Origin of the sequence: Nocardia sp. NRRL WC-3656, from assembly GCF_000720265.1 — a bacterium.
Classification (GTDB): Bacteria; Actinomycetota; Actinomycetes; order Mycobacteriales; family Mycobacteriaceae; genus Nocardia; species Nocardia nova.
This window is the reverse complement of sequence record NZ_JOJF01000013.1, coordinates 39,434-63,701: the sequence shown is the minus strand read 5'-3', so window position 1 is coordinate 63,701 and position 24,268 is coordinate 39,434. Positions and strand designations below refer to the sequence as shown.

The following is a 24,268-nucleotide window of genomic DNA, read 5'->3' as shown; positions in this document are numbered from 1 at the left end:
AATCACCACGCGCATCGATGTCTCCGATCCACCGAAGCCATCCGTGCTGCGCTCTCATCGAGGTAGCCGATCGATGCGACCACCGATCGAAAAACCACATCCGAAGAACAACGCACAACCAACGACTTTCAGTTCCCGAGCTCTCTGTGACAACCCTCACCATACATCCCGGTCGGCACGCGACAAATTCGGCCTCGCGTCTCAGTTGCCGTTCGCCCGGAAAAACGCCTCGGATTCCTTTCTGCGGCAGAGGAATACGGCTCCGCAGGCCAGAACGGCCTGTAATATCGCCGCGGCCCCGATCAGCACCGCCGGGCCACCGGCGACCGCGCCGAGGCCGAACATCGACCCGATGGCGCCGAGCACCAGCACCACGGTCGCCACATCGGCAGCCGTGCGTGCCCACAGTCGGCCGCGACCGAGTTGGTACACCACGGCCACCGCGCCGATCCCGACGGCGAGGCCGTAGGTGAGGACCAGAACCTCGAGAATCGAGACCACCAGCTCCATCTGCGCCACGCTGAAGTCGGGCCGCTCGCCGTGCAACTGGTCGTAGAAGTCCTGGGCGAGCTGGCGGCGATTGCCGAGGCGATCGACCGCGCCGAGGATCAGCCGCAACACCCCGAGCGCGACCACGGCCCACCACAGCTGGCAGGCGGTGCGCACATCCTCGGGTCTGGTTCGAATGCCGGGCTCGGCCGGGAGGGTCGCCGGATTCACGACAGCCAGTGCGCGGCCTCGGTGGCCCAGTAGGTGAGCACGATGTCCGCGCCCGCCCGGCGGATGCCGAGAAGCGATTCGAGGATGGCGCCGCGGCGGTCGATCCAGCCGCGTTCGGCGGCGGCGGTGATCATCGCGTACTCGCCCGAGATCTGATAGGCGGCGACCGGAACCGGCGAATGATCGGCGACATCGCGCAGGATGTCGAGATACGACATGGCCGGTTTGACCATCACGATGTCGGCGCCCTCGGCCAGGTCCAGTTCCAGCTCACGCAGCGATTCCCGCCGATTCGCCGAATCCTGCTGATAGGTCCGGCGATCGCCCTGCAGCGACGAGCCGACGGCCTCCCGGAACGGGCCGTAGAACGCCGAGGCGTATTTGGCCGCGTAGGCGAGGATCCCGGTATCGATATGACCGGCCGCATCCAGTCCGGCGCGGATCGCACCGACCTGGCCGTCCATCATGCCGCTGGTGCCCAGCAGTTCGGCGCCGGCCTCGGCCTGGGCCAGCGCCATCTCCACGTAGCGTTCCAGGGTCTCGTCGTTGTCGACGGAGCCGTCGCCTGCCAGGACACCGCAGTGCCCGTGATCGGTGAATTCGTCCAGACAGGTATCGGCCATCACGACGGTGTCACCGCCGACCTCCTCGGCCAGCGCGCGCAGGCCGCGGTTGAGGATGCCGTCCGGGGCACTGGCCTGGCTACCCACCGCATCCTTGTCCTCCGGGCGCGGCACGCCGAACAGCATCAGCCCACCGACGCCCGCCCCGACCGCCTCGGCCGCGGCCTTGCGCAGCGAATCCATCGAATGCTGGTACACGCCGGGCATCGAACTGATCTCGCGCGGTTCGGCCAGTCCGTCGGCGACGAACATGGGCAGTACCAATTGCCTTGGTTCCAAGGTGGTTTCGGCGACGAGGCGACGCATCGCGGGGGTACGACGCAACCGCCGCGGGCGGTCCATTCCGGTCATAACCGCACGATACGCCGCGCGGGAGCCCGGCTCCCAGGCACCTCCCGGCCGGTTGGCGTGGGTCACACCCGGCAAATCACGGGCGACGCACCGGCGACGCGGGCACGGCGCCGAAACCCGTTGCGGCGAGCGGTTTTTGTCGGTGCCCTCCGGTAGAATCGAAGATGTGTTCGAGGGGATTCGTCAACAGTCGAACCGGCCTCGGTAACGCGCTACTGCCCACGGCGCGCGACCGATCGATCGGCGGTGGGACGGACTGCCCATATCCGTCCCGCCTTCGACTCGGCCCATCGACGACCCGATGAATCTCCATCCGAGGGGAGGATTCTCATGCCCACCGCACCGACGATCATCGATCCCTACGCGCCGCTGGTGAAACAGGCCCTACCGGCCGGCCGGCCGCGCTCCTGGTACGTCATGCACAACCGCAGGTTGAAGGCCATGCGCCTCGCCATCGCCCTGCTCGACTCCGGCGTCTACCGCGCCAACCTCGCCGACAACCGGACCATTCGGCATACCGCCGAGGTCGTCGGCATCCGGCCGCCCTCGAACAAGACCTGCAGCCTCGTCCGCGACCTGATGCGCGTACGCCGGGTGTGAGTGCCTCCTCGCCGTACCGCTCAGCGGCCTGGTTATCGAGCCGCTCAGCGGCTGCGGCGGCTCTTCTTGCGCGGCGGGGGCAGCAGGCCCTCGGCGCGCAGGTGGGCGGCGTGTTCGGCCAGGGCGTCGACCAGCGGGCCGACCTGGGCGATCTCGGGTTGCACATCCACGCGCAGGCCGAATTCGATTGCGGTCTCGGCGGTTTTGGGGCCGATGCAGGCAACGATGGTGCGCGCGTGCGGCTTTCCGGCGATACCGACCAGATTCCGGACCGTGGACGAGGAGGTGAACAGCACGGCGTCGAAACCGCCGGTCTTGATCATCTCCCGGGTTTCGGCCGGCGGCGGCGAGGCCCGCACGGTGCGGTACGCGGTGACATCGTCGATCTCCCAGCCGCGGTCGCGCAGACCCTCGGCCAGAGTTTCGGTGGCGATATCGGCGCGCGGCAGCAGCACGCGGTTGACCGGGTCGAAAACATCGTCGTAGGGCGGGAAGTCGGCCAGCAGACCTTCCGAGGACTGCTCACCGCTGGGCACCAGTTCGGGATTGATGCCGAACGAGCGCACCTTGTCGGCGGTCGCCTCACCGACGCAGGCGATCTTCACACCGGAGAAAGCCCGTGCGTCCAAACCGAATTCGCCGAACTTCTCCCACACCGCGCGCACGGCGTTGGTCGAGGTGAACACGACCCACTGGTAGCGCCCGTCGACCAGGCCCTTGACCGCGCGCTCCATCTGCGCGGGGCTGCGCGGCGGCTCGACGGCGATGGTCGGCACCTCCATCGGGATGGCGCCGTGCATGACGAGCTTCTCGCTCATCTCGCCGGCCTGCTCCTTGGTGCGCGGCACCAGCACGGTCCAGCCGTACAGCGCCCGCGACTCCCACCAGGACATCTTGGCGCGCTTCTCGACCTCCTTGCCGACCGTGACCACCAGCGGTCCGACCAGTTCGGAGGCGGCGGAGTTCAGGGTGGCCAGCGTCGCCTCGATGGTGCGCTGCTGCCGGGTGGTGCCGCGCACGGTCACGGCCACCGGGGTCTGCGGGGCGAGACCGTGCTCGACCAGCGCGCTCGCGGTTTCGGCCAGGTGGCCGGAGGTGGCATGCAGCACCAGCGGGCCGGGAGCGGCCGCGACCGAGGCCCAATCGACCTCACCGCGCACGTCGACCTCGGTGTGCGAGGAGCCCAGGGCGATACCGGCGTAGGCCGGAACCGTGGTCGCCGAGGGCAGCCCGGGCAGCACCTCGAAGTTCATATGCGACCGGGTGACGGCGTTGACCTCGGAGATCACCGAATCGGTGGTCATCGGATCGCCGGAGACCAGCCGCACCACGTCGTGTCCGGCGCGGGCCTCGTGGACCAGGGTCTTCGCGACCTCGGCCGGCTCGCCCAGCGCGGGGCGCACGTCGACGGCGGATTCCCCGTCGGGACCCGGCTCTACGGCGGTGCCGATCATGGCCAGCACGCCCTTGTCGACATCGGGGTCGGTGAACGCCAGCCGGGCTCGTCCCAGCACCTCGCGGGCGCGGACCGTGAGCAGTGCCGGGTCACCAGGACCCGACCCGACGAACAGAATCCGACCGGGATGTTTCTTGGTGGCTCGGCTCATGGCTTGTTCTCCATCGGGCTGGGATTGGTGAAGTCGGACGCGCCGGCGGATACCTCGCCGGCCAGCAGGTCGCGCGCCCCCAGCTCCAGGAGCTCACGCGCCAGATCGCGGCCCAGCTGCTCTGCGTTCGCGAGCGAGCCGACCGCCGAGGCCCGGATGACATCCGAACCGTCGATCGCCGCCGCGCCGCCGCGCAGCGACAGTTCCTCCACCACGCGGCCCTCGTCGTCGAGCGATTCGACGACTTCGGCGAGCGCACCGACCGGCGCCGTGCAACCGGCTTCCAGTTCGGCGAGCAGCGCGCGTTCGGCGACGACCGTGGCGCGACTGCCCGGATCGTCGAGGGTGGACAGGATGCTGACGAGATCGCTTTCCTCGCTGCGGCATTCAACCGCGAGCGCGCCCTGGGCCGGTGCCGGCAACATCTGCACGGGCTCCAGAGCCTCGGTGACCGAACCGAGCCGGTCCACGCGGGACAGCCCGGCCCGCGCGACGACCACGGCGTCGAGTTCACCCTCGGCGACCTTGCGAAGTCTGGTGTCGATATTGCCGCGCAGCGGCACGATCTCGAGGCCGAGGCCGAGTGCGCGCAACTGGGCGGCACGCCGCGGCGCGGAGGTGCCGACCCGGGATCCGGCGGGCAGTTCGCCCAGTACCAGACCGTCGCGGGCCACCAGGGCGTCACGCGGATCCTCGCGCGGCGGTATCGCGGCGATGGTGAAGCGCGGGTCGGGCGCGGTGGGCAGATCCTTGTAGGAGTGCACCGCGATGTCGACGGTCCCGGCGGCCAGTTCCTCGCGCAGCGCGGCGGTGAACACCCCGACACCGATCTTCTCGACCGGATCGGAGGATTTGTCGCCCGCCGTCTTCACGATCACCAATTCGGCGTGCTGCCCGGCGGCGATCAGCGCGTCGCGCACGGTGCCGGCCTGGGTCAGTGCCAGCACGCTGCCGCGAGTGCCGATCCGCCACGGGGTGTCCGTGGTGCCACGTCGCGTCATGTTGTGCTCCTGCGTGTCGACCTCGGTGGCCGCGCCCCCGAATGCGGTGGCCGTATCAGCGCTCACTGCGGATGCCCCTGTTCGTCTCCGAGATGGCTCGTGGTGAAGTCGTCGGCCAGTTCGCCGCCGAGAGTGGCGATTTCCATCGGCGCCGCAACCGCTTGTGCCGCACCGGGTTTCAATTCGAACAGCTCACGCAGCGCCTCGGCGTAGCTGCCACCGCCGGGCGCCGAGGCCAGCTGCTTGACCCGGACCGTGGGCGCGTGCAGCAGTTTGTCGACCACCCGGCGCACCGTGCGGGCCACCTCTTCGCGCTGCGGATCGCCCAGATCGGGCAGTTTGGATTCCAGCCTCATCAGCTCCGCCTCGACCACCTCGGCCGCGCGCTGGCGCAGGGCCGCGACGGTCGGGGTCACCTCCGCCATTCGCTGGCCGGACAGATATTTGGCGAGCTCCTCGGCGACCAGGGCGCGCGCGGCGCTGGTGTCGTCGGCCGCCGCACCCGCCGCGGGATCACGCTGCAGCGTCTCCATGTCGATGACGGTGATATCGGGCAGTCCGGCCACCGCGGGATCCACATCGCGGGGCAGGCCCAGATCGCAGATCACCATCTGATGTCCGGCGCGGGAGACGTTGAGCGCCCGGTGGGCGTCGGCCAGGCTCACCACCGAACCGACCGCGCCGGTGCTGGTGATCACGATGTCGGCATCGGCCATGGCGTTCACCAGATTCGACAGCTCCATCGCGGTCGCCGGTGCGCCGTGCATGGTGGTCGCGGTGTGGGCCAGCCGCTGAGCCCGCTCCAGAGTGCGGTTGACCACGACGATCCGGCCGATTCCGGCCCGTGCCAGATGGGCCACCGACAGCCCGCCCATCGCGCCCGCGCCGACCACGACCGCGGTGCGGCCGGCCAGGTCGCCGAGCACGTTCGCGGCGCGCTCCAGGGCGACCGACACCACCGAGGCGCCCGCGCGGTCGATCCCGGTCTCCGAATGCACTCGCTTGCCGACGCGCAGGGCATGCTGGGCCAATTCGTGCAGGGTGCGCCCGGCGGCCTGCTGGGCATCGGCGGCGGCGTAGGCCGAGCGGATCTGGCTGAGCACCTGCTGCTCGCCGACGACCATCGAATCCAGGCCGCTGGCGACTGCGAACAGATGTTCCGCCGCCGCCTCGCTGTAGCGCACGTAAGCGTGCCTGGTCAGTTCGGGCAGTGGCAGATCGGAATGCTTGGCCAGCAGATCGCCGACCTCGGCCAGGCCGCCGTGGAAGGCGTCGACCACGGCGTAGATCTCGACGCGGTTGCAGGTGGAGACGATCATCGCCTCCGAGATGTGCTGGGAGGCCAGCATGCGATCGGTGAGCTTGGGCCGGTCCTCCTCGGTGACCGCGACCTTCTCCAGCACCGCCACGGGAGCGCTGCGATGCGAAATTCCGACGAGAAGCACACTCATGGTGCGACCACCGATCCCTTGCTGGTTGGCTCCGTTGCCGAATGCGAGGTTGTCTTGCGGGGTGTGGGCTGGTGGGCCGCGCGTCCGGCCATCCGGCGCCCGATCGGGGTGGAGACCGCGTGCACGGTCTCCCCCGCGGCGACGCGCTCGGTGGCCGCCGGCTCGGTCGCCTCGAGTTCCGCGCTGCGAGCGCGCTCGAACGACAGCATCTGCAGTTCGACGGCGAGGTCGACGCGGCGGACCTCCACGGTGGCCGGAACCGCCAGGTTCACCGGCGAGAAGCTGAGAATGCACTGCACCCCGGCGGCGACGAGTTCGTCGCAGACGGCTTGGGCCGCGGCATCGGGAACGGTGACCACCGCGATCGTGGGCGCGAGTTCGGCGACCGCGGCCCGCAGCCGGGCGGTGTCGAGCACCCGCAGCCCGGCGACCGAGGCGCCGATCACCGCGGGATCGTTGTCGAAGATGCCGACCATGGTGAATCCGCGCCGCGAGAATCCGCCGTAACCGGCCAATGCCCGGCCCAGATTCCCGGCGCCGACCAGGATCACCCGATGGCCGTCCGCCAGGCCGAGAACGTCTTCGATGCGGTTGCGCAGCTTGGCCACGTCGTAGCCGACGCCGCGAACCCCGTTGGGGCCGAGGAAGGATAGATCCTTGCGAAGCTTGGCCGAACCGACACCCGCCGCGACAGCCAGTTCTTCACTCGATACGATGAGCACACCCTCGTCGGCCAGGACGGCGAGCACTCGGAGGTAGGTGGCCAGACGGGTCACCGTCGCCTGCGGGATGTCCTTGTTGATGGATTTGCCGGAAACGCTGTTCAGAGCTCTGCCGGAGACGCCACCTGGCGTCTCATGCTGCTCTGTCACGTCGTTCGGCTCCTCGTCCGGCCGGGGGGTAGTGTCCGGGTTTCGCTTGGTCCACCGCCGACACCGGGCACAGGCATCGGTATCGGATCGGTATTGGTACACGGGGTGCGGTTGCGTCCGCCGCCAGAGGCAGGCGGGTCGCGTGTCACCACCGTAACCGCTTGTGAAGCCCTGCACAAAGTCGGTGAATTCAGTCACTCTCCACTCGTCGGCTCCACGAATGCCTGCTCACATTCAACCGCCGTGTAGCACCGGCTTCGGTGCAGGCACGCCGGACCGGCGATTTGTCCGCGCGAATGCGGCGATTCGCGGCTAATCGCAGGTCTGTCGGCACGGTGGCATTTAATGGCGATATGAGTACTGCCACGCATTCGGTGACTTTGCTGACCCGCGAGGGCTGCGGTATGTGCACGGTCGCACTGACGCAACTGCGCGCCATCTGCGCCGACTTCGGGCTGGAACCGGCGACCGTCGATGTGGACGCGGCGGCGGCCACCGACCCGTCGCTGCGGGCCGAGTTCGGCGACCGGCTGCCGGTGGTGCTGCTCGACGGCCGCGAACACAGTTACTTCGACGTGGACGAATCCCGGTTGCGGGCCGATTTGAGTCGCTGAGCACACATCGTCGAGCAGCCGTCGGGACAACGCTGTGCTCGGCTAATGTTGGAGTGTTCGCGCGAACGGGCGGAGGTACTGGTGCCGGAACGATCGAAAGATGCGAGGACGGGCTTCATCGCGGGAAGGTTCGGCGAATTCCCGGCGCGCTGGGGGCAGGGTCTGTCGGACCAGCTCACGCGGATCGCGCGCAGCCCGTTCGGGCCCAGCGAGGAGGAGGTACGCGCCAACCTCGCCGGTGAGGCCAGCGCCGATGCCGCCCTCGCGCTGCACGACGCGGAATTGGCCGAAACCTATGGCGCCGAAGCCGATTCGGAATTACCGCCCCATGCGCGCCCGCCGCGCGACCTGACCGCTGCGGCATTTTTCGACGTGGACAACACGATGGTGCAGGGCGCCTCGATCGTGCACTTCGCGCGCGGCCTGGCGGCGCGGAAATATTTCAAGACTTCCGACCTCGTCGATATGGCCTGGAAGCAGGTGAAATTCCGGGTCACCGGTAAGGAAAGCCAGGGCGATATGGCCAGCGGCAAGGAAAAGGCGCTGTCATTCATCGCCGGCCGCTCGACTGCCGAACTCGCGGCCCTGGGCGAGGAAATCTACGACGAAATCATCGCCGACAAGATCTGGCCCGGCACCCGCGCGCTGGCGCAAATGCATCTGGACGCCGGTCAGCAGGTGTGGCTGGTGACCGCCACGCCGGTGGAACTCGCGCAGGTCATCGCGAAGCGCCTGGGATTGACCGGCGCGCTGGGCACGGTCGCCGAAAGTGTGGACGGCGTCTTCACCGGACGGCTGGTCGGCGATATTCTGCACGGCCTGGGCAAGGCACATGCGGTGCGCACCTTGGCCATTCGCGAGGGGCTCAATCTCAAACGCTGCACGGCCTATTCCGACAGCCACAACGACGTGCCGATGCTCTCGCTGGCCGGTACCGCGGTGGCGATCAACCCGGATTCGGACCTGCGTGAGGTCGCCAAGAATCGCGGCTGGGAGATCCGCGATTTCCGCACCGGGCGCAAGGCCGCCAAGATCGGCGTTCCCACCGCATTGGCGCTGGGTGCGGCTGGTGGAGCGGCGGCGGCCGTCCTCACCCGCAGGCGCGAACAGCACGGCTGAGATTTTCCGGAAGGAAACGATCGAGCCTCCTCGCCGCAGCGAGGAGGCTCGATTTCTCCGGCTCTGTTCCGACGTCAGCCGGTGAAGGGGTTACGCCGCTTGGTGAGCAGTTTGTACAGCGTCTGCTGGATGGTCTCGCGGACCTGATCGGTGACCTCGAACATCGTCATCGGATCGTCGGCGGCCTCGGCCGCATAGTCCTCGGTCGCGATGGGCTTGCCGAATTCGATGGTCCACTTCGACGGCAACGGGATCGCGCCCAGCGGTCCCAGATGCGGAAATGTCGGAGTCACCGGGAAATACGGCAATCCGAGCAGGCGGGCCAACGGCTTGATGTCGGCGAGTTTCGGATAGATCTCCTCGGACCCGACGATCGAGCACGGAATGATCGGCACACCGGTTTTCACCGCCGCCGAGACGAATCCGCCGCGCCCGAAGCGCTGCAGCTTGTAGCGCTCCGAATACGGCTTGCCGATGCCCTTGAAGCCCTCGGGGAACACCCCCGCGACCTCGCCCGACCGCAGCAGCCGCTCGGCGTCGGCGGGGCAGGCCAGGGTATGGCCCGCCTTGCGGGCCAGCCCGCCGACCACCGGCGTCTCGAACACCAGATCAGCGGCCAGCAAGCGCAGCGACCGATGGGCGGGATGCCGGTCGTGCACGGCCAGCTGCAGCATCAGCGCGTCCAGTGCCACCACGCCGGCGTGATTGGAAACCACCAGCGCACCACCGGTGGACGGAATGTTCTCGATGCCGTTGACATCCACCCGGAACCACAGATCCGACAGTGGTCGCAGCGTCGGCAGGATGACCGATTCGAGCAGATGCTCGTCCCGCCCGAATTCGTCGACCTGGTAGTCCCCGGTGAGGCGGCGGCGGGCGAAATCGGCGGTATTGCGAATTCCGTCGGCCACCGCGCTCCGCACCAGATCACCCAGCGAGCGCGGCGAGGCCGATTCGGCCAGCCGCTCGGTCAGCGAGGTCACCGGCTGCATGGCCGGCTCCACCGGCCAACGCCGCGACGCGGGGCGCTGCCGAGCCTCGAAATCCGTCTCGTGCAGGTGAATGACTTTGGCCACGTCGTTCATCGATGTGCTCCCGTCCCGGCCCCGACGAGGCCGAGGAGTCTGTTTTCTGCAGCGTCGATCCAGCGCGGATCTATGACGGGCCGCAGCGCTGCGCCCCCGATGAAGTCGTCGAACGCCTGCACCGTCGTCCAACGCGGTGCGAAGCCGAGTTCGGTACGCATTCTCGTGGTGTCCAATCCACAGCCGAAGTGGAAGTAATCGATCTGCTCGGTGGTGAACTCACGCATCACCGGGCCCATGAACGACCGGCCGACCGTCTGGAAAACACTCATCGGCACCGGTAGTTCGACGCGACCGGCGCGGCGGATGGCTTGCGACAATGCCAGCGCCCCGTCACCGGCGACATTGAAGGTGCCGCCGGGTGCGGAATGCGCGGCATGCGCCAGCACCGCGATCGCGTCCTCTTCGTGCAACAGCTGCATACGGGGGTCGCGGCCGAAGATCGTCGGCGTGATCGGGGAGCGGAAATACTGCACGCCCCGGCCCGCCAGACGCGGCCCCACTATCGGTGCGAATCGCAGGATCGTCGCGGCGATATCCGGACGCCGGCGCGCCATTCCGCGGACGAATCCCTCGACCTCGATCATGTCGCGCGCGAACCAGCCCTTCGGCGGCGTGCGCGCACTCATTTCCTCGGTGAATTTCGCCGGATCCTTCGGACCGCACCCGTAGACCGCCGAGGAGGAGCGGACCACGACACGGCGCACACTCGGCGCCTTCTGGCAGACCGCCATCAGCTGCATGGCGCCGAAGACGTTGTAGTCCTTCATCGCCGCCCGGCCGCCACCGGCGGGCGGGCGGGACAGTACGGCCGGATGCACGACCGTGTCGACCTGATTTCCGTCGATCACCTTGCGAATCAACGGGTTTCGAATATCGGCGCGAACGAACTCGGCCCGGCCCATCCGGCGCAGCAGATCGCGACTGGGCATGCGGGCATCGACCGCGATGACGCGTTCGATCGCCGGATCGGCCGCCAGCCGCGTGACGACATTGCCGCCGAAGAAGCGGCTCGCGCCGGTGACGAGGACAACTTTGGGCGGCTGGTCGTTGCGGCCAGCCGTACGCCCGTCCCGCATATCCGAACCCACGCCGAATCCCACCTGTGCACCCCTGCTTGGCTAGTTCCGTTAACCAGAGTAGCGGCTGTTACGGAGGTGGCCGAGAGTATTAACCAGGATCTAACGATGACTTCAGTCACCGGAAACAAATGCCGAAGCCCGCCACCCAAGATGGTGGCGGGCTTTCAGCTAATTTCCAGCAATAAGTTTACTTGCCGAGTTTGCGACGCTGCACACGCGTACGGCGAAGCAGCTTGCGGTGCTTCTTCTTCGACATCCGCTTACGGCGCTTCTTGATCACAGAACCCATAGGGTTGTTCCTCGCGTTCTCTCTCTACCCTCGGCACGCACGCCGGTTACGTACGCCCATCTTCCGGTTCGCTCGGCGGCCGCCTGGCAACCAGTGTTCAGCTCCCGACCTGACCAGATCGGCAGCGGGTAACACAACGGTGGTTCATCGTACCGGGCCAACCCACGGCGAACGAAACGGGCACCGCTGTGCCCGGTCGCCGACACCGCCGACCGGCGTTCGCACGCTGCTATCCGGCGTCGAAGTACGACGTCTGCAGATAGTCGTGCACCGCCTTGGCGTGTACCCGGAACGATCGACCGACTCTGACAGCGGGTAGTTCTCCCGAGTGAACCAGCCGATACACCGTCATCTTGGAAACCCGCATCAGATTCGCCACCTCGGCAACGGTGAGGAACTGTGTTCCTCCACCGCCGATGACAGGACCGGAACTCGCAGAGCTGTTTCCAGACATCATTGCACCACTGACCTCCGGCACGTCCGCGCCGCCGGCTTCCCCACCGGCGGAACAGACACGCACGTGCTCCCCCGAGCTTAGCGTTACCAGTGGGATTGCTGCGACGGGTGGGAGAAATAGCAGTGTCACCAGCGGATGTCACGTCACACCCGGCGGCCACTCCGCGGTTACTCGCCGGTCGCCCCCTGTTCGACCGAGCGGCGCTTGGCCGCGTGCAACGCCTCCCAGAACGCCGAGCGCACGCCGCCGCGCTCGAGCTCGCGCACGGCCGCCGCGGTGGTCCCCGCCGGCGAGGTCACCGCGGCACGCAACTCCGCGGCATCCTGACCGGACTCCTCCAGCAGCGCCGCCGAGCCGAGCATGGTCTGCACCACCAGTTCGGTGGCCACGTCCCGCGTCAGGCCGAGGCCGACGCCGGCCTCCACCATGGCCTCGACCACCAGGAAGAAGTATGCGGGCCCCGAACCCGACACCGCGGTCACCGCGTCCATCTGGCTCTCGGCGACGGTGACGACCTTGCCGACCGCCCCCAGCAGCTCCGAGACCGTATTCAGCTCGGCGGATTTCGCGTAGCGACCGGCCGCGATCGCGCTCATGCCCTGGCCGACCAGCATTGGGGTATTCGCCATGACCCGCACGACCGGGAATCCGGCGGGCAACTTCGACTCCACCCGGGCGGTGGTCACGCCGGCGGCGAGCGACACCAGGATCTGATCGCGATCGTTGTCGAGTTCGAGTTTGCCGAGCTCGGTCAGCACGGCGTCGACATCATGTGGCTTCACCGCTACCACCAGCACATCCGCACCCGCCGCGGCCTCGGCCAGACTGTCGGTGACCCGGATGCCGAACCGCTCGCTCAACACCTGCGCGCGGGCCGTCACCGTCTCGACCACGACCAGATCCTTACCCGGCCGCCCGGCCTCGAGCAGCCCGGCAATCAACGCCTCGCCGATCCGTCCGCCACCGATCACCGCAATTCTCGTCATGAGGCCCAAGGCTATCCGTGCGCGGCGGCCGACGCGGGGCAGGGGCGATCAGTGGGAGCGCGGCAGCGGAATCAGCGCGAGCTGGCGGGTCTGCGCAACCACCGCGCCCGTGCTGTCGAGGACCAGTTGATCCTCGTCGAACATGCGCTCCCCGATTTCGTGGGCGGTCGCGATCACCCGCAGCCAGCCCGGCGCGGGACGACGCCGCAGATAGGTGGTGAGCTGCACGGTCGGGGCCCAGCCGAACCGGCCCATGTTCATCGGCACGGGCGGGCTCATATCGCCCGCCATCATGGCGAAATACGCGGCGACGTCCGGATCGCTGCCGTCGGCGGCGCGCGGACGGATCCACAGGCGCAGCCGTGGCTCGCCCCGCTCGCCGGACAGGAACGGCGCCCAGGCCGGATCGATCGCCACCGAGGCGCCACGCGAGACGTTGACCAGCCGGCCCATCGGAGAATCCGGCGCGTCGTAGCCCAGGGCCTCGGCGGGCGGTTCCGGCGGCATATCCGCCACGGCCTCGCGCCGATAGGCCGGTTCCGCGTCGTCGAGGTGGCCGAAGGTGAACGCCGAATGCACCAGCGTGCGACCACCCTGGACCAGATCGGCGTCGACCAGGCAGATCTGGCGGCCCGTCTTGCGGATTCGGACCTCGTACTCGACCTCGCCCGGGTCCGGGGCGCCGAGGAAATCGGTGCTCGCCGCGATCGGGAACATCTCGGCCAGATCGGGGTGCGTGGTGCGCAACCGGGTCGTGGCGGCGGCCGCCGACGAGGCGACCATGGTGCCGCCGTGCAGCTTCTTGCCGATCGTCCACACCGGGTCGATGGCGCCGCGATAGCGCGCGAACTCCGCGGAAACCTCCACCTCGGTCACCGCGCACACGCGGCTGAACGGTGCGTCGTCCAACTCCGGCCGTACCGTCTCGACCGCCAGTTCCGTCACCCGCCGCTCCTCTCCGTGGGCCCAGCCGGTTCCGGCCCGGCTCGTACACCGTATAAGTCTGCCGGACGGTCGCTCGATTCCCTACCGGGTGTGACGAAGCTGTACGGGCACGGGCCGATCAACCCTGCCGGGTCGGTTCCCGCCCCGGCACCGGCTGCAAGTTGTTCAGATGTGTTCGCGCGAACCGCAGCGCTCGCCCCAGCATCGCCGCGCGGTCGGCGGTGGTCCGCGCGTTCTGGGTGTTCACCTCGATCACGGCGTGACCCCGGAAACCGTTGCGCACCAACGATTCACACACTTCCACACAGGGTTGCCCACCCTCGCCGGGAACCAGGTGCTCGTCGTGGGCGGCGCCGCGGCCGTCGGCCAGGTGCAGGTGCGCCAGACCGCTGCCCATGCGGCCGGCCAGCGTCAGCGCATCCATCCCGGCGGTCGCGGTATGCGACAGATCCAGGGTGTAGTGCCGGAAGCCGGTATCGGTCGGATCGTAGGACGGGCTGAACGCGGTCACGGAAAGTCCCGGTCCACCACGGCGTTCCAGCCGACGCGCCGAACCGGAGCGGCGTCCGAACAGCGTGTCGGCGCGCATGGGGAACATGTTCTCCACCGCGACCACGACCGGACTGCTGTCCTCGAGTTCGCCCACCTGCTGGGCGAAGCCCTCCGCATAACGCCGCTGCCAGCGGAAGGGCGGATGCACCACCACGGTCGCCGCCCCCAGCGACTCCGCCGTCCGTACACTGCGTTCGAGTTTGGCCACCGGGTCGGCACCCCATACCCGCTGCGAGATGAGCAGGCAGGGAGCGTGCACGGCCAGCACCGGCACCGCGTACCGGCGCACATACGATTGGACGGTGGCGATGTTCTGGCTGGCCGGCTCGGCCCAGACCATCAATTCCACGCCGTCGTAACCCAATTCCGCGGCATACCGGAACGCCGCCTCGGTGTTCTCCGGATAGACCGACGCCGTCGACAATCCCACCTGAACGGTGGTCCCCACCTGATCGCTGTACCCCACTTGCTGCTCCCTGCTCAGTTCGTGCTGAGAAGAAAGGCTAGCGGTCCGAGCGTCACGAAGATGCCCACAACGACCGCGATCACCGTGCTGAGGATGTCGTCGGTGCGGCGCAGCACGCGAACCAGCGCGACCAGACCGAGAATCACGACCATCGCCAGCACCAGGGCCAGGAACGGCATGACGTCCCACATCTGCTCGAAGCCCTTGAACAGCAACATTCCCGCGACCGCCGCGCCGACGGCCTGGCCGCCGAGGATCATCCACTGCCGCCGGTTGAGGTCCTCGACCGAGCCGCGGCGGGACGCCGGTCGGCTCAGCTGCGGCAGTTTGTCGCGCAGGGAGAAGCTGCGCGGGGCGGCCCGGCGCCGGCGCGGGGTGGGCTCGATCTCCTCGTCGTCGAGCAGATCGTCGTCGTAGTCGTCCTCGGGTTCGTCGAGTTCGACCGGTGCGTAGAACTCGGTGCGCGCCTCGGCCGGATCGAGGAGATCGATCACCCCGCGGCGCGGCCCGCGATCGCGGCGCGCATCGGCCCCGCGCCGCTCCTCACGCGCTCCGGCATCGCGCAGCAGATCTCCGGCAACGGTCTGCCCGGACAGCAGCGGCTGCTCCCGGGCGGCCAGCGACCATCCCGGCGACCGGTCCTCGGCAGGCTCGTCCGGGTGGCCGCCGGATCCGGGTTCGTCGAAATCCCGGGGAGCCGAAGCCGGAGCACCGGGCCGCCGCCGCGCCGACCACGCGGGAAGTCCCTGGCGGGCGTCGGCGCCGTTGCGGCCACCTGCGGATGCCTCGGGCGCGCCCGACCCGTCGCGCCCCGGCTTCGCACCGTTGCGGCGCGGCAGGTCGGCGCGTCCCGGTGTCGGGAAGTCGGGCGCACCGAATTCACGGCCTGCCGGAGCGCCGAATTCGCGGTGCGGAGAGGGGGTTTCGGGCGGGCGAGGCGGCGCCCAGGCCGCGGTCGGCGGCGTGGGGTCGGTTCCCATTCCGCCCTGGAACGGCGGCACCATCACGGTGTTGCTCTCGTCGGGGTCCGGCCGGTGCCGGCGCCCGGGACGCCCCGAATCCACCGGTGTCTCGGGAGCGGCGAACGCACCCGCCGCCTCCCGCTCGGCCAGCGCCTCCCGCAATTCGCGGCGAGCGCGGCGACCGGTGGGCGCCGGCGCGGCATCCGCACCGTACGGCGCGGGCGCACCCTCCGGCGCGGCGTGCCGGGTGGAATCGGGCTGGGCGCCGTATCCGGCAGCGTCGTATCCGGGGGCCGCGCCGAACTCCGGCGAGGAATATCCGCCCGGAGAGTCGAACGAGGTGGGCTGGAAGCTGTTCGCCGCGTACCCCGACGGCTCCCAGGAATTCGGCGCGCTCGGCGCCTCCGGAGCGGCGGCCAGGGGATCGTAGAAACTGATCGGGCCGGACAGCGGTGATTCGGCTTCGTATCCGGGTACCGAGAGCTGGAAGTCCGGCATCGGTTCCGGATCCGGTTCGGCCTCCGGAGCGGCGTGCGAGGAGGAGCCCTCCCGAACCGCCGGCAGGTCGCCGGTCAGGTCGGTGACCGCGATGCCGCGTCCGCCTCTGCGCCGGCGGCCGCCGCCCGACGCCGGAACTCCCTGGCCGTTGCGCGCCAGCAGTTCGGCGACCGACAGCTGGGTCGAATCCTCACTCATGCCGGCTCCTTTCGGTCGTGAACGGGCTGCGGCGCGGGGACGCCGGGCTGCCGCCTCCGCTCCTGCCGTTCACGACGGTCCTTTCCGATTGACCGCTTCCCGCATCGATCATCCCGATACGGCCTCGGTCGGGCCCGGCACTCCGATGGGCCGAGTACTACCCGGACCCGGGTCGCTACCCAGGTCGGTATCCAGTTTGCGCAGGATCAGTCCTTCGCGCAGCGCCCACGGGCAGATTTCGAGCGTATCGAGGGACAACGCCCGCATACTCGCCTCCGCTACCAGTGCGCCGGCCACCAATTGCTGGGACCGGTCGGAACTGACACCTTCCAATTCTGCGCGATCGGCGGCGGTCATCCGAGAGATGAATGCGATCAACTGCCGCAGACCGGAACTGGTGAGACTACGCCGCACACGTGGTCCCGCGGCCGAAGGGGCGGCTCCGGTCAGCCGGGCCAGCGAGCGGAAGGTTTTCGAGGTGCCCACCGCCAGATCCGGGCGTCCGACCGCGAGCAGTTGTTTGGCCGGTATCACCAACTCGGCGTCGAGCCAGTCCCGCAGCACCGCGACCCGGCGCTTACCCGGCGGATCGCCGTTCAGCCAGTCTCTGGTCAGCCGGCCCGCCCCCAACTGCAGCGACAACGCCGCGTCGGGCGCCTCGTCGCAGCCGTTGCTCATCTCGAGCGATCCGCCGCCGATGTCGAGATTCAGAATGCGTCCCGCGCTCCACCCGTACCAGCGGCGCACCGCCAGGAACGTCAGCCGGGCCTCGTCGACACCCGAGAGCACCCGCAGATCGACACCCGCGCGCGAGCGGATCTGGGCCAGCACGTCATCGGAATTGGCCGCCTCCCGAAGCGCCGAGGTCGCGAACGGCATCAGCTCCACACAGCCGGAAGTCTTTGCGATACTGGCGAATTCGGTGATCGTCTTGGTGAGCTTGGCCGCGCCCTCGGGCGTGATGCAGCCCGCGTCGTCCATATTCTCCGACAGCCGCAAAGTGGCCTTCGTCGAGCTCATCGGCATCGGGTGCCCACCCCGATGCGCGTCCACCACGAGCAGGTGGACGGTATTACTTCCCACATCGAGAACACCGAGCCGCACATGAATACGGTACCGGGGTCGGTGGAGGCACCGGAGGACGAATCGGAACTCCCCTCACCACACCAGCCCGGAACTGGGGCTCGAGCGGCAAAGCTGTTAGCGTCTGGCGATGTGACCGCAGGAGCATCCGCGCCCACCCCCGTCTCGCCGGACACGGCGCCGGCCGGGCCGCGACCAGCTGCGAAGATGGATCCGGCGCCGGAGGTCGATCTCGACTTCCCGCGGGAGTGGATCGAATTCGTCGATCCGGCAAATGCCGAGCATCTGATCGCGGCCGATCTCACCTGGCTGCTGTCGCGCTGGACCTGCGTCTTCGGCACGCCCGCCTGCCAGGGCATCATCGAGGGCCGCCCGGACGACGGCTGCTGTTCGCACGGCGCGTTCCTCAGCGACGACGACGATCGCAAGAAGCTGGCCAAGGCCGTGAAGATGCTCACGCCGCAGGATTGGCAGCTGATGGACGAGGCGCGCGATCGCGACGGCAAGATCCGCAAGAAGCTGTATCTGGAAGAGGACGAACTCGACGACGAGCCGGCCATCCGCACCCGCCGCTACGAGGGCGCCTGCATCTTCCTCAACCGCCCGGGTTTCGCCGGCGGAATCGGTTGCGCCCTGCACACGATGGCCCTGCGCAAGGGCATCGAGCCGCTGACGGTGAAGCCCGAGGTGTGCTGGCAGCTGCCGATCCGGCGCACGCAGGACTGGGTCGACCGGCCCGACGGCGAACAGATCCTGCGCACCACCATCACCGAATACGATCGGCGCGGCTGGGGACCGGGCGGTTTGGATCTGCACTGGTACTGCTCCGGTTCGCCCGACGCGCATGTCGGCAGCCGCCCGGTCTGGCAGTCCTACGCGCCCGAACTGATCGAATTGATCGGGCAGCCGGCCTATGACGAACTGGCCCGGCACTGCCGCCGTCGCGAAGGACTGGGCCTGATCGCGGTGCATCCGGCGACGACCGCCGCGCGCGAGAAAGCCGAAACCGAACCGAACGGGAATATCTGATCCGCCAACCCATTTCGTAGGGATATGGGTAGCGCGCCGGGTATGCCGGCATCCGAGTCCTCCGTTGTCGAGCACGAATCCGCGGGAACCGATTCCGCGCCGGGATCACGCCCGGACGTACCCCGGATTCTGTTGATTTCCGGAAGTACCCGGCCGGGCTCCACCAACACCGCCGCATTGCGCACCTTCGCCGATCTCGCCGCGCCGGCATTCACCGCGGAATTGTTCACCGGGTTGGTCGAGATTCCGGCCTTCGTGCCGGGCGATCAACCCGCCCCGCCGGTGGTGCGGGCCCTGCGTGAACAACTCGCGGCCGCCGATGCCGTGGTGTTCTGCGCACCCGAATACGCGGGATTCATTCCCGGCAGTCTGAAGAATCTGCTGGAGTGGACCGTCGGCAACGCGGATCTGCACGAGAAACCGGTGGCCTGGATTTCGGTGGCGGCCCCCGGACGCGGTGAAGGTGCGATCACCTCGCTGCGCACGGTGCTGGGATATGTCGGCGCGGTGGAAATCGAATCGGCGTGCCGGCGAATTACCGTGCTGAGCGCCATGGTCGGGGCCGACGGAACGGTTTCGGACGCGGCCGTGCGGCAGGCTCTCGCCGAATCGGCCGCCGCGATCGGTGCACATCTTTCGGCCGCAGCGGCGCCGCGGGAATTGTGAAGTACCTCTGTACGGTCATCGACTCGCCATGCGCGCTTCACATACCCGTGATAGGTGTAGGTCATGATGAGGAAATTCCTGGCTACTGCCGCTCTCGCCGCCGGTGCGGCCCTCACCCTTGCTCCCGCCGCGCACGCCGACCCGATGACCGATCCGGCCAACTACTCGCTGCAGAACGACAACTTCGTCGCCTACAACGACCCGGCGGCGCTGTCGGCGAAGGACAACGGCAAGCAGGTCATCGTGAGCCCCTACGGCACCTCCAAGCCGATCGCCTGCCACGACAACACCGCGCCGCTGGACGACTGCTGGCAGCGTGACGACTTCGGCTGGTTCCAGCTGCAGAAGCAGGAGCTGCCGCAGATCGGCATCGCCTGGGTGCACGTCGTCTAACAAAACCGTCAGCAGCTCAGCGCCGATCAGCACAGTGTCGATACGGAAAAGCCGCGAGGCCCTCGGGCCTCGCGGCTTTCTCGTACCGGCGAGAATCAGGCCTCGAGTTTGTACCCGAGCCCGCGCACGGTCACCAGATGTTCGGGCTTGGCCGGATCGGCCTCGATCTTCGAACGCAGCCGCTTGACGTGGACGTCCAGGGTCTTGGTGTCGCCGACGTAATCGGCACCCCAGACGCGGTCGATCAGCTGGCCGCGGGTCAGCACCCGGCCGGAATTGCGCAGCAGGTATTCGAGCAGATCGAATTCCTTCAGCGGCAACGTCACCGATTTGCCGTTGACCTGCACGGTGTGGCGATCCACATCCATGCGCACCGGGCCGGCCTCGAGGACGCCGCTCTCGCCGGACCCGTCCATCTCCTCACCGGCGCCGCGGCGCAGCACCGCCCGGATGCGGGCGATCAGCTCGCGTGAGGAGTACGGCTTGGTGACGTAGTCGTCGGCGCCCAGTTCCAGGCCGACCACCTTGTCGATTTCACTGTCGCGGGCGGTCACCATGATCACCGGCACACTGCTGCGGGTGCGCAGCTGCTTGCACACGTCGGTGCCGCTCATCCCGGGCAGCATCAGATCCAGCAGGACGATGTCGGCGCCGGAGCGGTCGAATTCCGACAGCGCGGATGGCCCGTCGCCCACGACCGTGACCTCGAAGCCCTCCTTGCGCAGCAGGAACGCGAGCGGATCGGCCAGCGACTCCTCGTCCTCGACGATCAACACACTGGTCATCGGGTTGCCTCCACACCGTTTTGTCCGGTCCGCCGGCGCGGACCGTCGTCGTTCTTGCCCACCCCGATTGCGGTGGGGCTCTTCCTCTCCGCCGGGGCGGCGGAATTCTGGTTGCCTGATTCGACCGCGGGAATACGCAGCGTGAACGTGGAACCGGTACCCAATTTGCTCCACAACGTGATTTCCCCGTTGTGATTGGCGGCCACGTGTTTGACGATAGCCAGCCCGAGTCCGGTTCCGCCGGTGGCGCGCGAACGCGCCTTGTCCGCGCGGAAGAAACGTTCGAAGACCCGTTCCTGGTCTTCCTTGGCGATACCGATACCGCGATCGGTGACGGCGATATTGACGTGGCCGTTGCGCAGCGATCGGCTCACCGATACGTGCGAGCCCTTCGGCGAATAGTTGATCGCGTTCTCGACCAGATTCGACAGCGCCGTCACGAGCAGAGTTTCGTCGCCGAGTATTTCCAGTCCACTGTTGGCATCGGTGCTGACGGTGATTCCGGCGGCCTCGGCGGCGGTACGCGACCGTTCGATCGCGGCATTGACCACGGTGTCGACGTCGACCGCCTCGAGCTGCGGCAGCTTCTCGGCCCCCTGCAGCCGCGAGAGCGCGATCAACTCGGTGACCATCTTGCCCATCCGGTTCGATTCGCTGACCAGACGCTGCCCGAAATGCCGCACCGAATCCGGATCGTCGGCCGACTCCAGCATGGCCTCGGCGAGCAGACTCATGGCGCCGACCGGCGTCTTCAGTTCATGGCTGACATTGGCGACGAAATCGCGGCGGGTGGCCTCCATGCGAGCCTGTTCGGAGTCGTCGTCGGCGAACAGCACGACGAAGTTCGAATCACCGCGCGAGAGCGGGCGGGCCACACCGCGCACGGCGATGCTGTTGCGGCCGGGCAGCGGATTCTTCAGCGTCTGGTCGAACTCGACATCCTCGCCGGTGGCGATCACCTTCTCCACCGCCGCCCACGCGCGTTCGTCCAGCAACCGGTTGCGGACCAGGCCCAGTTCCTCGGCGCGCGGATTGACCAGCACCACGTCGCGATATTCGTCCACCACCGCGATGCCGCTCTCGGAGGCCAGCACGATCAGATCCAGGACCTGCGACATGGTCAGGCCGGATTCGGCCGCGCGACGCTCGGCTTGCCTGGCGTTCATGTACGGGATGACCAGGCCACCGACGGCCAGACCGACTACGGCCGCGAGGACTGCAAGCAGCACGGCCTGGGGAACGCTCACATAGAGAATCGTACGGTCGCGGACACGTACTCCAAACCCGGGTTGACGAAGTTTCGCGCAGGTCACGGCTGATTCCGCGATCGTTGGCCGGGTGTTCACACAAAGTTGGCCGAGCCCCGGATCGGCCCCCACCGGCGGTTTTCGGCCGCCTGGCAATGGTCGCGCGAACAGTTTTCCTTGCGGCACCGCACATCTGGAGTCCGCGCGAATCGCGCGTGAACACCACCGGCGTGTCGATCCGCCGCGGCGCTCGTCCGGCGACCTGCGCCGAGTGTGAGGTGCGCCTCAATCTCGCGCCGCCGGCACCGGCCGGAGACGAAAAGTCCCGGGTACGTACGCCGTTGTACGTTCCCGGGACCGTCGGGGAGCCTCCTACCGGCTCACCAGCCGGAGTCTCCCTTGACCGGGATGTTCACGAAGCTCGGGGCATTCGGATCCAGTTGCAGGTGTTCGGGTTTGAGGCCGGTGTCCGCGAGCATCGGCGCGATCGGCAGGCCCTTGGGGAAGTTGCCGGCGAACACGTCCACCCGCAGGCGATGGCCGGGCGCGAGGACGGCCTGCGTGGCGGGCAGCGCGATGTTCAGTTCGGTCACTTCACCGGGAACCGTCGGCTGCCGCTTGTCCAGCGAGGTGTAGGCCCGCGGGTCGGTGTAGTCGCCGTTCTCGGATCGGGTGCTGTTCGCCTCGTCGACCTCACGCAGCGAGGCCATCAGTTGCCCCGAGGACAGTACGGTCGACTGCCCGTCCGGCGCGACGTCGTTGACCGTCACCGTCCAATACCCGTCGGCGGCGTCCTGAACGGTATTGAGCCGCACCGCGATCGGGCCCGAGATGGTGGTCTCCCCGGCGACCGGGGCGCTGGTGAAGGTCAGCGCGTCGGTTTCCGCGATGCGCGAGTCCTTGCCGCAGCCGTCGATGACGGCGAGCACACCGGCGGTCGCCTGCGCGGCATCGTTGGAGCACAGCGTGGTGAGCCCGGGCGCCACCGTCAGACGTGTCGGCGCACCGGTGAATTCGCCGGTCAGGGAGCCGTCGTAGACGCTGTTCGCGGTACCGCTGCGGTCACCGGACAGGTACATGCGACGGTACTTCGCGGCCTCCTCGGCCGGCGCCGACGGTCCGAAACCGCCCTGGGTGATCCAGCCGCCGCCCTGTTCGCGCAGCGTCACCGGACCGTAGGTGTCGATGCCGTTGTCGATTCCCTTGAGCCACTTGTCGAACCACGCGCGCTGCAGTACGTCCAGCCGCGGCGGCAGACCGGGCTTGCCGTACTCGTTGCCCGAGTTGAGGTGGTAGGTGTTGCCCATGAACAGCTGCTTCTGCCCGGCCGGGAGCGGAATCCGGTTGTATATCTTGGATTCGGAGTAGGTGAACAGATCGTGCCACCCGCCGGTGACGAAGGTCGGCACCTGAATCCGGCCCGGATCACCGATCCACGCCTGCCGTTCCGAGGACATGTCGTTCAACATGTTCTTCACCCGCGGATCGAGGGTGTTCATATCGGTGTTGGTGTAGGCGCTCAGCAGTACATCCATATACGTGTACGGATCGCTGATCCGGTCGTTCAGCCACGTGCTGTCGAATTTTCCGGTCACGATCGACTGGACGTCCGGCACCCATTTGAGGGTGTTGATCGCGGTGAGCCACAGCGGAATGAAGTTGAACCCGAAGCCGCCGCCGGGGGCGAGAACATCGTCGACCAGATCGCTGCCGGGCACCACCGGGAAAATCGCCTTCAGCGCGGGCGGCTGCTTCTCCGCCACCTGCACCTGATTGATGCCCGAGTAGGAAATGCCGGTCATCCCGACCTTGCCGTCCGACCACGGTTGCCGCGAAGCCCAGTCGATCACCTCCACGGTGTCCTGCTGCTCGCGTTGGCGCAACATATCCCATTCGCCCTGCGAGAAGCCGGTGCCGCGGACATCGACCACGACCTGGGTGTAACCGCTCTCGACCAGCTGCCGGTCGACGGAGAAGTTGCGCAGCTCGCCGCCGCCGAACGCCTTGGTCAGATCGGTGACCCCGGACAGCGCGGTGCCACTCATGTCGATCTGGCGGAACAACCCCAGCAGCGCGTCGGACAGCCCCGGAACCGAGCCCGCGTGGTCGGCCAGATTCGAGACCAGTTTGGTGTAGGGCGTCATGTTCACGACGACCGGCGTGCGGGTGTCGACCGGACGGCTGGCGGCATCGGCGGGCCGGTACACATTGCCCTTCAGCACCGTGCCGTCGCTCATGGTGATCGGCACATCCCAGTCGATGTGGATGTTCGGATACTGCTGCGGGCCGTCCTCGGTGGCGGTCCACGCGGCGCCGGCGGCACCGCCGTCCGGACCGGTCGCGACGGGCCCAGCCTGAGCCGGAGTGGCGAAGAACGGGACGGTCACCGTGGCGGCGACGGCAGCGAGTGTGGCGCGTAACGCGTACTTCATCGAACGTGATCCGCCTCTCGAAATGGTCGAACGACCGAGAGTGTATCTACTGCGGAGTAAGTTGCAAACCAACGGTTACAACTTCTGCAAGAAAAAACTCTCAACTTCTCAGCCCCTCACCCACGTCGATGACCAGCGGAAAGCCCGGCGGTTTA

24 protein-coding genes are annotated in these 24,268 nt (G+C 67.9%); 6 read left to right on the top strand and 18 right to left on the bottom strand.

Annotation, left to right across the window (positions count from 1 at the left end):
* Window positions 1-201 precede the first annotated feature (201 nt).
* Window positions 202-720 carry a hypothetical protein gene (locus IG65_RS0118595; protein ID WP_051756438.1) on the bottom strand — a complete coding sequence of 173 codons (519 nt, stop codon included), beginning with the start codon at window positions 718-720 and terminating at the stop codon, window positions 202-204.
* On the bottom strand, window positions 717-1,694 hold the full coding sequence (gene hemB, locus IG65_RS0118590; protein ID WP_030516200.1) for a porphobilinogen synthase: 978 nt from the start codon (window positions 1,692-1,694) through the stop codon (window positions 717-719). The genes IG65_RS0118595 and hemB overlap by 4 nt, the downstream gene beginning before the upstream one ends.
* A gap of 330 nt (window positions 1,695-2,024) precedes the next feature.
* Between hemB and IG65_RS0118585 the strand changes: the two genes are divergently transcribed.
* The gene (locus IG65_RS0118585) at window positions 2,025-2,294 is read left to right on the top strand and encodes a hypothetical protein (protein ID WP_036525074.1); all 270 of its coding nucleotides are present in this window, start codon (window positions 2,025-2,027) and stop codon (window positions 2,292-2,294) included.
* A 44-nt stretch (window positions 2,295-2,338) separates the two neighbouring features.
* On the opposite strand, the gene IG65_RS0118580 is transcribed toward IG65_RS0118585, so the two are convergent.
* The 4 genes from IG65_RS0118580 to IG65_RS0118565 all read right to left on the bottom strand — a co-directional run bounded on the left by IG65_RS0118580 (window position 2,339) and on the right by IG65_RS0118565 (window position 7,225).
* Window positions 2,339-3,901 carry a bifunctional uroporphyrinogen-III C-methyltransferase/uroporphyrinogen-III synthase gene (locus IG65_RS0118580; RefSeq protein ID WP_030516198.1) on the bottom strand — a complete coding sequence of 521 codons (1,563 nt, stop codon included), beginning with the start codon at window positions 3,899-3,901 and terminating at the stop codon, window positions 2,339-2,341.
* Window positions 3,898-4,902: a hydroxymethylbilane synthase gene (gene hemC / locus IG65_RS0118575; protein WP_036525108.1), complete on the bottom strand. Its 1,005-nt coding sequence runs from the start codon at window positions 4,900-4,902 to the stop codon at window positions 3,898-3,900. Before hemC ends, IG65_RS0118580 begins: the two co-directional genes overlap by 4 nt.
* Window positions 4,903-4,964: 62 nt before the next feature.
* Window positions 4,965-6,353: a glutamyl-tRNA reductase gene (locus IG65_RS0118570; RefSeq protein ID WP_030516196.1), complete on the bottom strand. Its 1,389-nt coding sequence runs from the start codon at window positions 6,351-6,353 to the stop codon at window positions 4,965-4,967.
* A complete protein-coding gene (locus IG65_RS0118565) occupies window positions 6,350-7,225 on the bottom strand; it encodes a redox-sensing transcriptional repressor Rex (RefSeq protein ID WP_030516195.1) in 876 nt (291 codons plus the stop codon). The genes IG65_RS0118570 and IG65_RS0118565 overlap by 4 nt, the downstream gene beginning before the upstream one ends.
* A gap of 353 nt (window positions 7,226-7,578) precedes the next feature.
* Between IG65_RS0118565 and IG65_RS0118560 the strand changes: the two genes are divergently transcribed.
* Window positions 7,579-7,839, top strand: a complete 261-nt coding sequence (locus tag IG65_RS0118560) for a glutaredoxin family protein (RefSeq protein WP_030516194.1) — start codon at window positions 7,579-7,581, stop codon at window positions 7,837-7,839.
* Window positions 7,840-7,920: 81 nt separating this feature from the next.
* Window positions 7,921-8,958 carry an HAD family hydrolase gene (locus IG65_RS0118555; protein WP_369801565.1) on the top strand — a complete coding sequence of 346 codons (1,038 nt, stop codon included), beginning with the start codon at window positions 7,921-7,923 and terminating at the stop codon, window positions 8,956-8,958.
* A gap of 74 nt (window positions 8,959-9,032) precedes the next feature.
* Here the strand turns inward: IG65_RS0118555 and IG65_RS0118550 are convergent, their stop codons facing one another.
* From IG65_RS0118550 to IG65_RS0118515, 9 genes are all read right to left on the bottom strand, one after another.
* Window positions 9,033-10,043 (bottom strand): lysophospholipid acyltransferase family protein, encoded by a 1,011-nt coding sequence (locus IG65_RS0118550; RefSeq protein ID WP_030516192.1) that lies wholly within the window; start codon window positions 10,041-10,043, stop codon window positions 9,033-9,035.
* On the bottom strand, window positions 10,040-11,122 hold the full coding sequence (locus IG65_RS0118545) for an NAD-dependent epimerase/dehydratase family protein (protein ID WP_030516191.1): 1,083 nt from the start codon (window positions 11,120-11,122) through the stop codon (window positions 10,040-10,042). Before IG65_RS0118545 ends, IG65_RS0118550 begins: the two co-directional genes overlap by 4 nt.
* Window positions 11,123-11,312: 190 nt before the next feature.
* Window positions 11,313-11,414: a 30S ribosomal protein bS22 gene (locus IG65_RS36960; RefSeq protein ID WP_003402602.1), complete on the bottom strand. Its 102-nt coding sequence runs from the start codon at window positions 11,412-11,414 to the stop codon at window positions 11,313-11,315.
* Window positions 11,415-11,643: 229 nt separating this feature from the next.
* The gene (locus tag IG65_RS0118540) at window positions 11,644-11,871 is read right to left on the bottom strand and encodes a helix-turn-helix domain-containing protein (RefSeq protein ID WP_030516190.1); all 228 of its coding nucleotides are present in this window, start codon (window positions 11,869-11,871) and stop codon (window positions 11,644-11,646) included.
* A 167-nt stretch (window positions 11,872-12,038) separates the two neighbouring features.
* Window positions 12,039-12,857 carry a pyrroline-5-carboxylate reductase gene (proC, locus tag IG65_RS0118535; protein WP_030516189.1) on the bottom strand — a complete coding sequence of 273 codons (819 nt, stop codon included), beginning with the start codon at window positions 12,855-12,857 and terminating at the stop codon, window positions 12,039-12,041.
* 48 nt (window positions 12,858-12,905) lie between these two features.
* Complete coding sequence (locus IG65_RS0118530; protein ID WP_369801566.1) at window positions 12,906-13,766, bottom strand: thioesterase family protein; 861 nt, start codon at window positions 13,764-13,766, stop codon at window positions 12,906-12,908.
* 154 nt (window positions 13,767-13,920) lie between these two features.
* Window positions 13,921-14,784, bottom strand: a complete 864-nt coding sequence (locus IG65_RS0118525) for a sugar phosphate isomerase/epimerase (RefSeq protein WP_051756455.1) — start codon at window positions 14,782-14,784, stop codon at window positions 13,921-13,923.
* 50 nt (window positions 14,785-14,834) lie between these two features.
* The gene (locus IG65_RS0118520; RefSeq protein WP_030516186.1) at window positions 14,835-16,478 is read right to left on the bottom strand and encodes a hypothetical protein; all 1,644 of its coding nucleotides are present in this window, start codon (window positions 16,476-16,478) and stop codon (window positions 14,835-14,837) included.
* Window positions 16,479-16,586: 108 nt separating this feature from the next.
* On the bottom strand, window positions 16,587-17,582 hold the full coding sequence (locus tag IG65_RS0118515) for a Ppx/GppA phosphatase family protein (RefSeq protein WP_051756436.1): 996 nt from the start codon (window positions 17,580-17,582) through the stop codon (window positions 16,587-16,589).
* A 186-nt stretch (window positions 17,583-17,768) separates the two neighbouring features.
* Between IG65_RS0118515 and IG65_RS0118510 the strand changes: the two genes are divergently transcribed.
* The 3 genes from IG65_RS0118510 to IG65_RS0118500 all read left to right on the top strand — a co-directional run bounded on the left by IG65_RS0118510 (window position 17,769) and on the right by IG65_RS0118500 (window position 19,649).
* Complete coding sequence (locus tag IG65_RS0118510; protein ID WP_030516184.1) at window positions 17,769-18,590, top strand: hypothetical protein; 822 nt, start codon at window positions 17,769-17,771, stop codon at window positions 18,588-18,590.
* Window positions 18,591-18,632: 42 nt separating this feature from the next.
* Window positions 18,633-19,256, top strand: coding sequence for an NADPH-dependent FMN reductase (locus IG65_RS0118505; RefSeq protein WP_081879578.1), 624 nt, complete (start codon window positions 18,633-18,635; stop codon window positions 19,254-19,256).
* 63 nt (window positions 19,257-19,319) lie between these two features.
* Complete coding sequence (locus tag IG65_RS0118500) at window positions 19,320-19,649, top strand: hypothetical protein (protein ID WP_030516182.1); 330 nt, start codon at window positions 19,320-19,322, stop codon at window positions 19,647-19,649.
* Window positions 19,650-19,744: 95 nt separating this feature from the next.
* Here IG65_RS0118500 and IG65_RS0118495 read toward each other — a convergent pair whose 3' ends face one another.
* The 3 genes from IG65_RS0118495 to IG65_RS0118485 form a co-directional block, all read right to left on the bottom strand.
* A complete protein-coding gene (locus IG65_RS0118495; RefSeq protein WP_030516181.1) occupies window positions 19,745-20,434 on the bottom strand; it encodes a response regulator transcription factor in 690 nt (229 codons plus the stop codon).
* On the bottom strand, window positions 20,431-21,681 hold the full coding sequence (locus IG65_RS0118490; RefSeq protein ID WP_030516180.1) for a cell wall metabolism sensor histidine kinase WalK: 1,251 nt from the start codon (window positions 21,679-21,681) through the stop codon (window positions 20,431-20,433). Before IG65_RS0118490 ends, IG65_RS0118495 begins: the two co-directional genes overlap by 4 nt.
* 380 nt (window positions 21,682-22,061) lie before the next feature.
* Window positions 22,062-24,113 carry a CocE/NonD family hydrolase gene (locus IG65_RS0118485; protein WP_030516179.1) on the bottom strand — a complete coding sequence of 684 codons (2,052 nt, stop codon included), beginning with the start codon at window positions 24,111-24,113 and terminating at the stop codon, window positions 22,062-22,064.
* Window positions 24,114-24,268: the final 155 nt, after the last annotated feature.

Excerpts from the sequence above, each read along its gene's own strand:
- IG65_RS0118495 (WP_030516181.1), bottom strand. The coding sequence starts at position 20,434 with ATGACCAGTGTGTTGATCGTCGAGGACGAGGAGTCGCTGGCCGATCCG.
- IG65_RS0118545 (WP_030516191.1), bottom strand. The coding sequence starts at position 11,122 with ATGCGGGACGGGCGTACGGCTGGCCGCAACGACCAGCCGCCCAAAGTT.
- IG65_RS0118580 (WP_030516198.1), bottom strand. The coding sequence starts at position 3,901 with ATGAGCCGAGCCACCAAGAAACATCCCGGTCGGATTCTGTTCGTCGGG.
- IG65_RS0118505 (WP_081879578.1), top strand. The coding sequence starts at position 18,633 with ATGCCGGCATCCGAGTCCTCCGTTGTCGAGCACGAATCCGCGGGAACC.
- IG65_RS0118510 (WP_030516184.1), top strand. The coding sequence starts at position 17,769 with ATGGATCCGGCGCCGGAGGTCGATCTCGACTTCCCGCGGGAGTGGATC.
- hemB (WP_030516200.1), bottom strand. The coding sequence starts at position 1,694 with ATGACCGGAATGGACCGCCCGCGGCGGTTGCGTCGTACCCCCGCGATG.
- hemC (WP_036525108.1), bottom strand. The coding sequence starts at position 4,902 with ATGACGCGACGTGGCACCACGGACACCCCGTGGCGGATCGGCACTCGC.
- IG65_RS0118560 (WP_030516194.1), top strand. The coding sequence starts at position 7,579 with ATGAGTACTGCCACGCATTCGGTGACTTTGCTGACCCGCGAGGGCTGC.
- IG65_RS0118570 (WP_030516196.1), bottom strand. The coding sequence starts at position 6,353 with ATGAGTGTGCTTCTCGTCGGAATTTCGCATCGCAGCGCTCCCGTGGCG.
- IG65_RS0118550 (WP_030516192.1), bottom strand. The coding sequence starts at position 10,043 with ATGAACGACGTGGCCAAAGTCATTCACCTGCACGAGACGGATTTCGAG.
- IG65_RS0118520 (WP_030516186.1), bottom strand. The coding sequence starts at position 16,478 with ATGAGTGAGGATTCGACCCAGCTGTCGGTCGCCGAACTGCTGGCGCGC.
- IG65_RS0118585 (WP_036525074.1), top strand. The coding sequence starts at position 2,025 with ATGCCCACCGCACCGACGATCATCGATCCCTACGCGCCGCTGGTGAAA.
- IG65_RS0118540 (WP_030516190.1), bottom strand. The coding sequence starts at position 11,871 with ATGATGTCTGGAAACAGCTCTGCGAGTTCCGGTCCTGTCATCGGCGGT.
- IG65_RS0118485 (WP_030516179.1), bottom strand. The coding sequence starts at position 24,113 with ATGAAGTACGCGTTACGCGCCACACTCGCTGCCGTCGCCGCCACGGTG.
- proC (WP_030516189.1), bottom strand. The coding sequence starts at position 12,857 with ATGACGAGAATTGCGGTGATCGGTGGCGGACGGATCGGCGAGGCGTTG.
- IG65_RS36960 (WP_003402602.1), bottom strand. The coding sequence starts at position 11,414 with ATGGGTTCTGTGATCAAGAAGCGCCGTAAGCGGATGTCGAAGAAGAAG.
- IG65_RS0118500 (WP_030516182.1), top strand. The coding sequence starts at position 19,320 with ATGATGAGGAAATTCCTGGCTACTGCCGCTCTCGCCGCCGGTGCGGCC.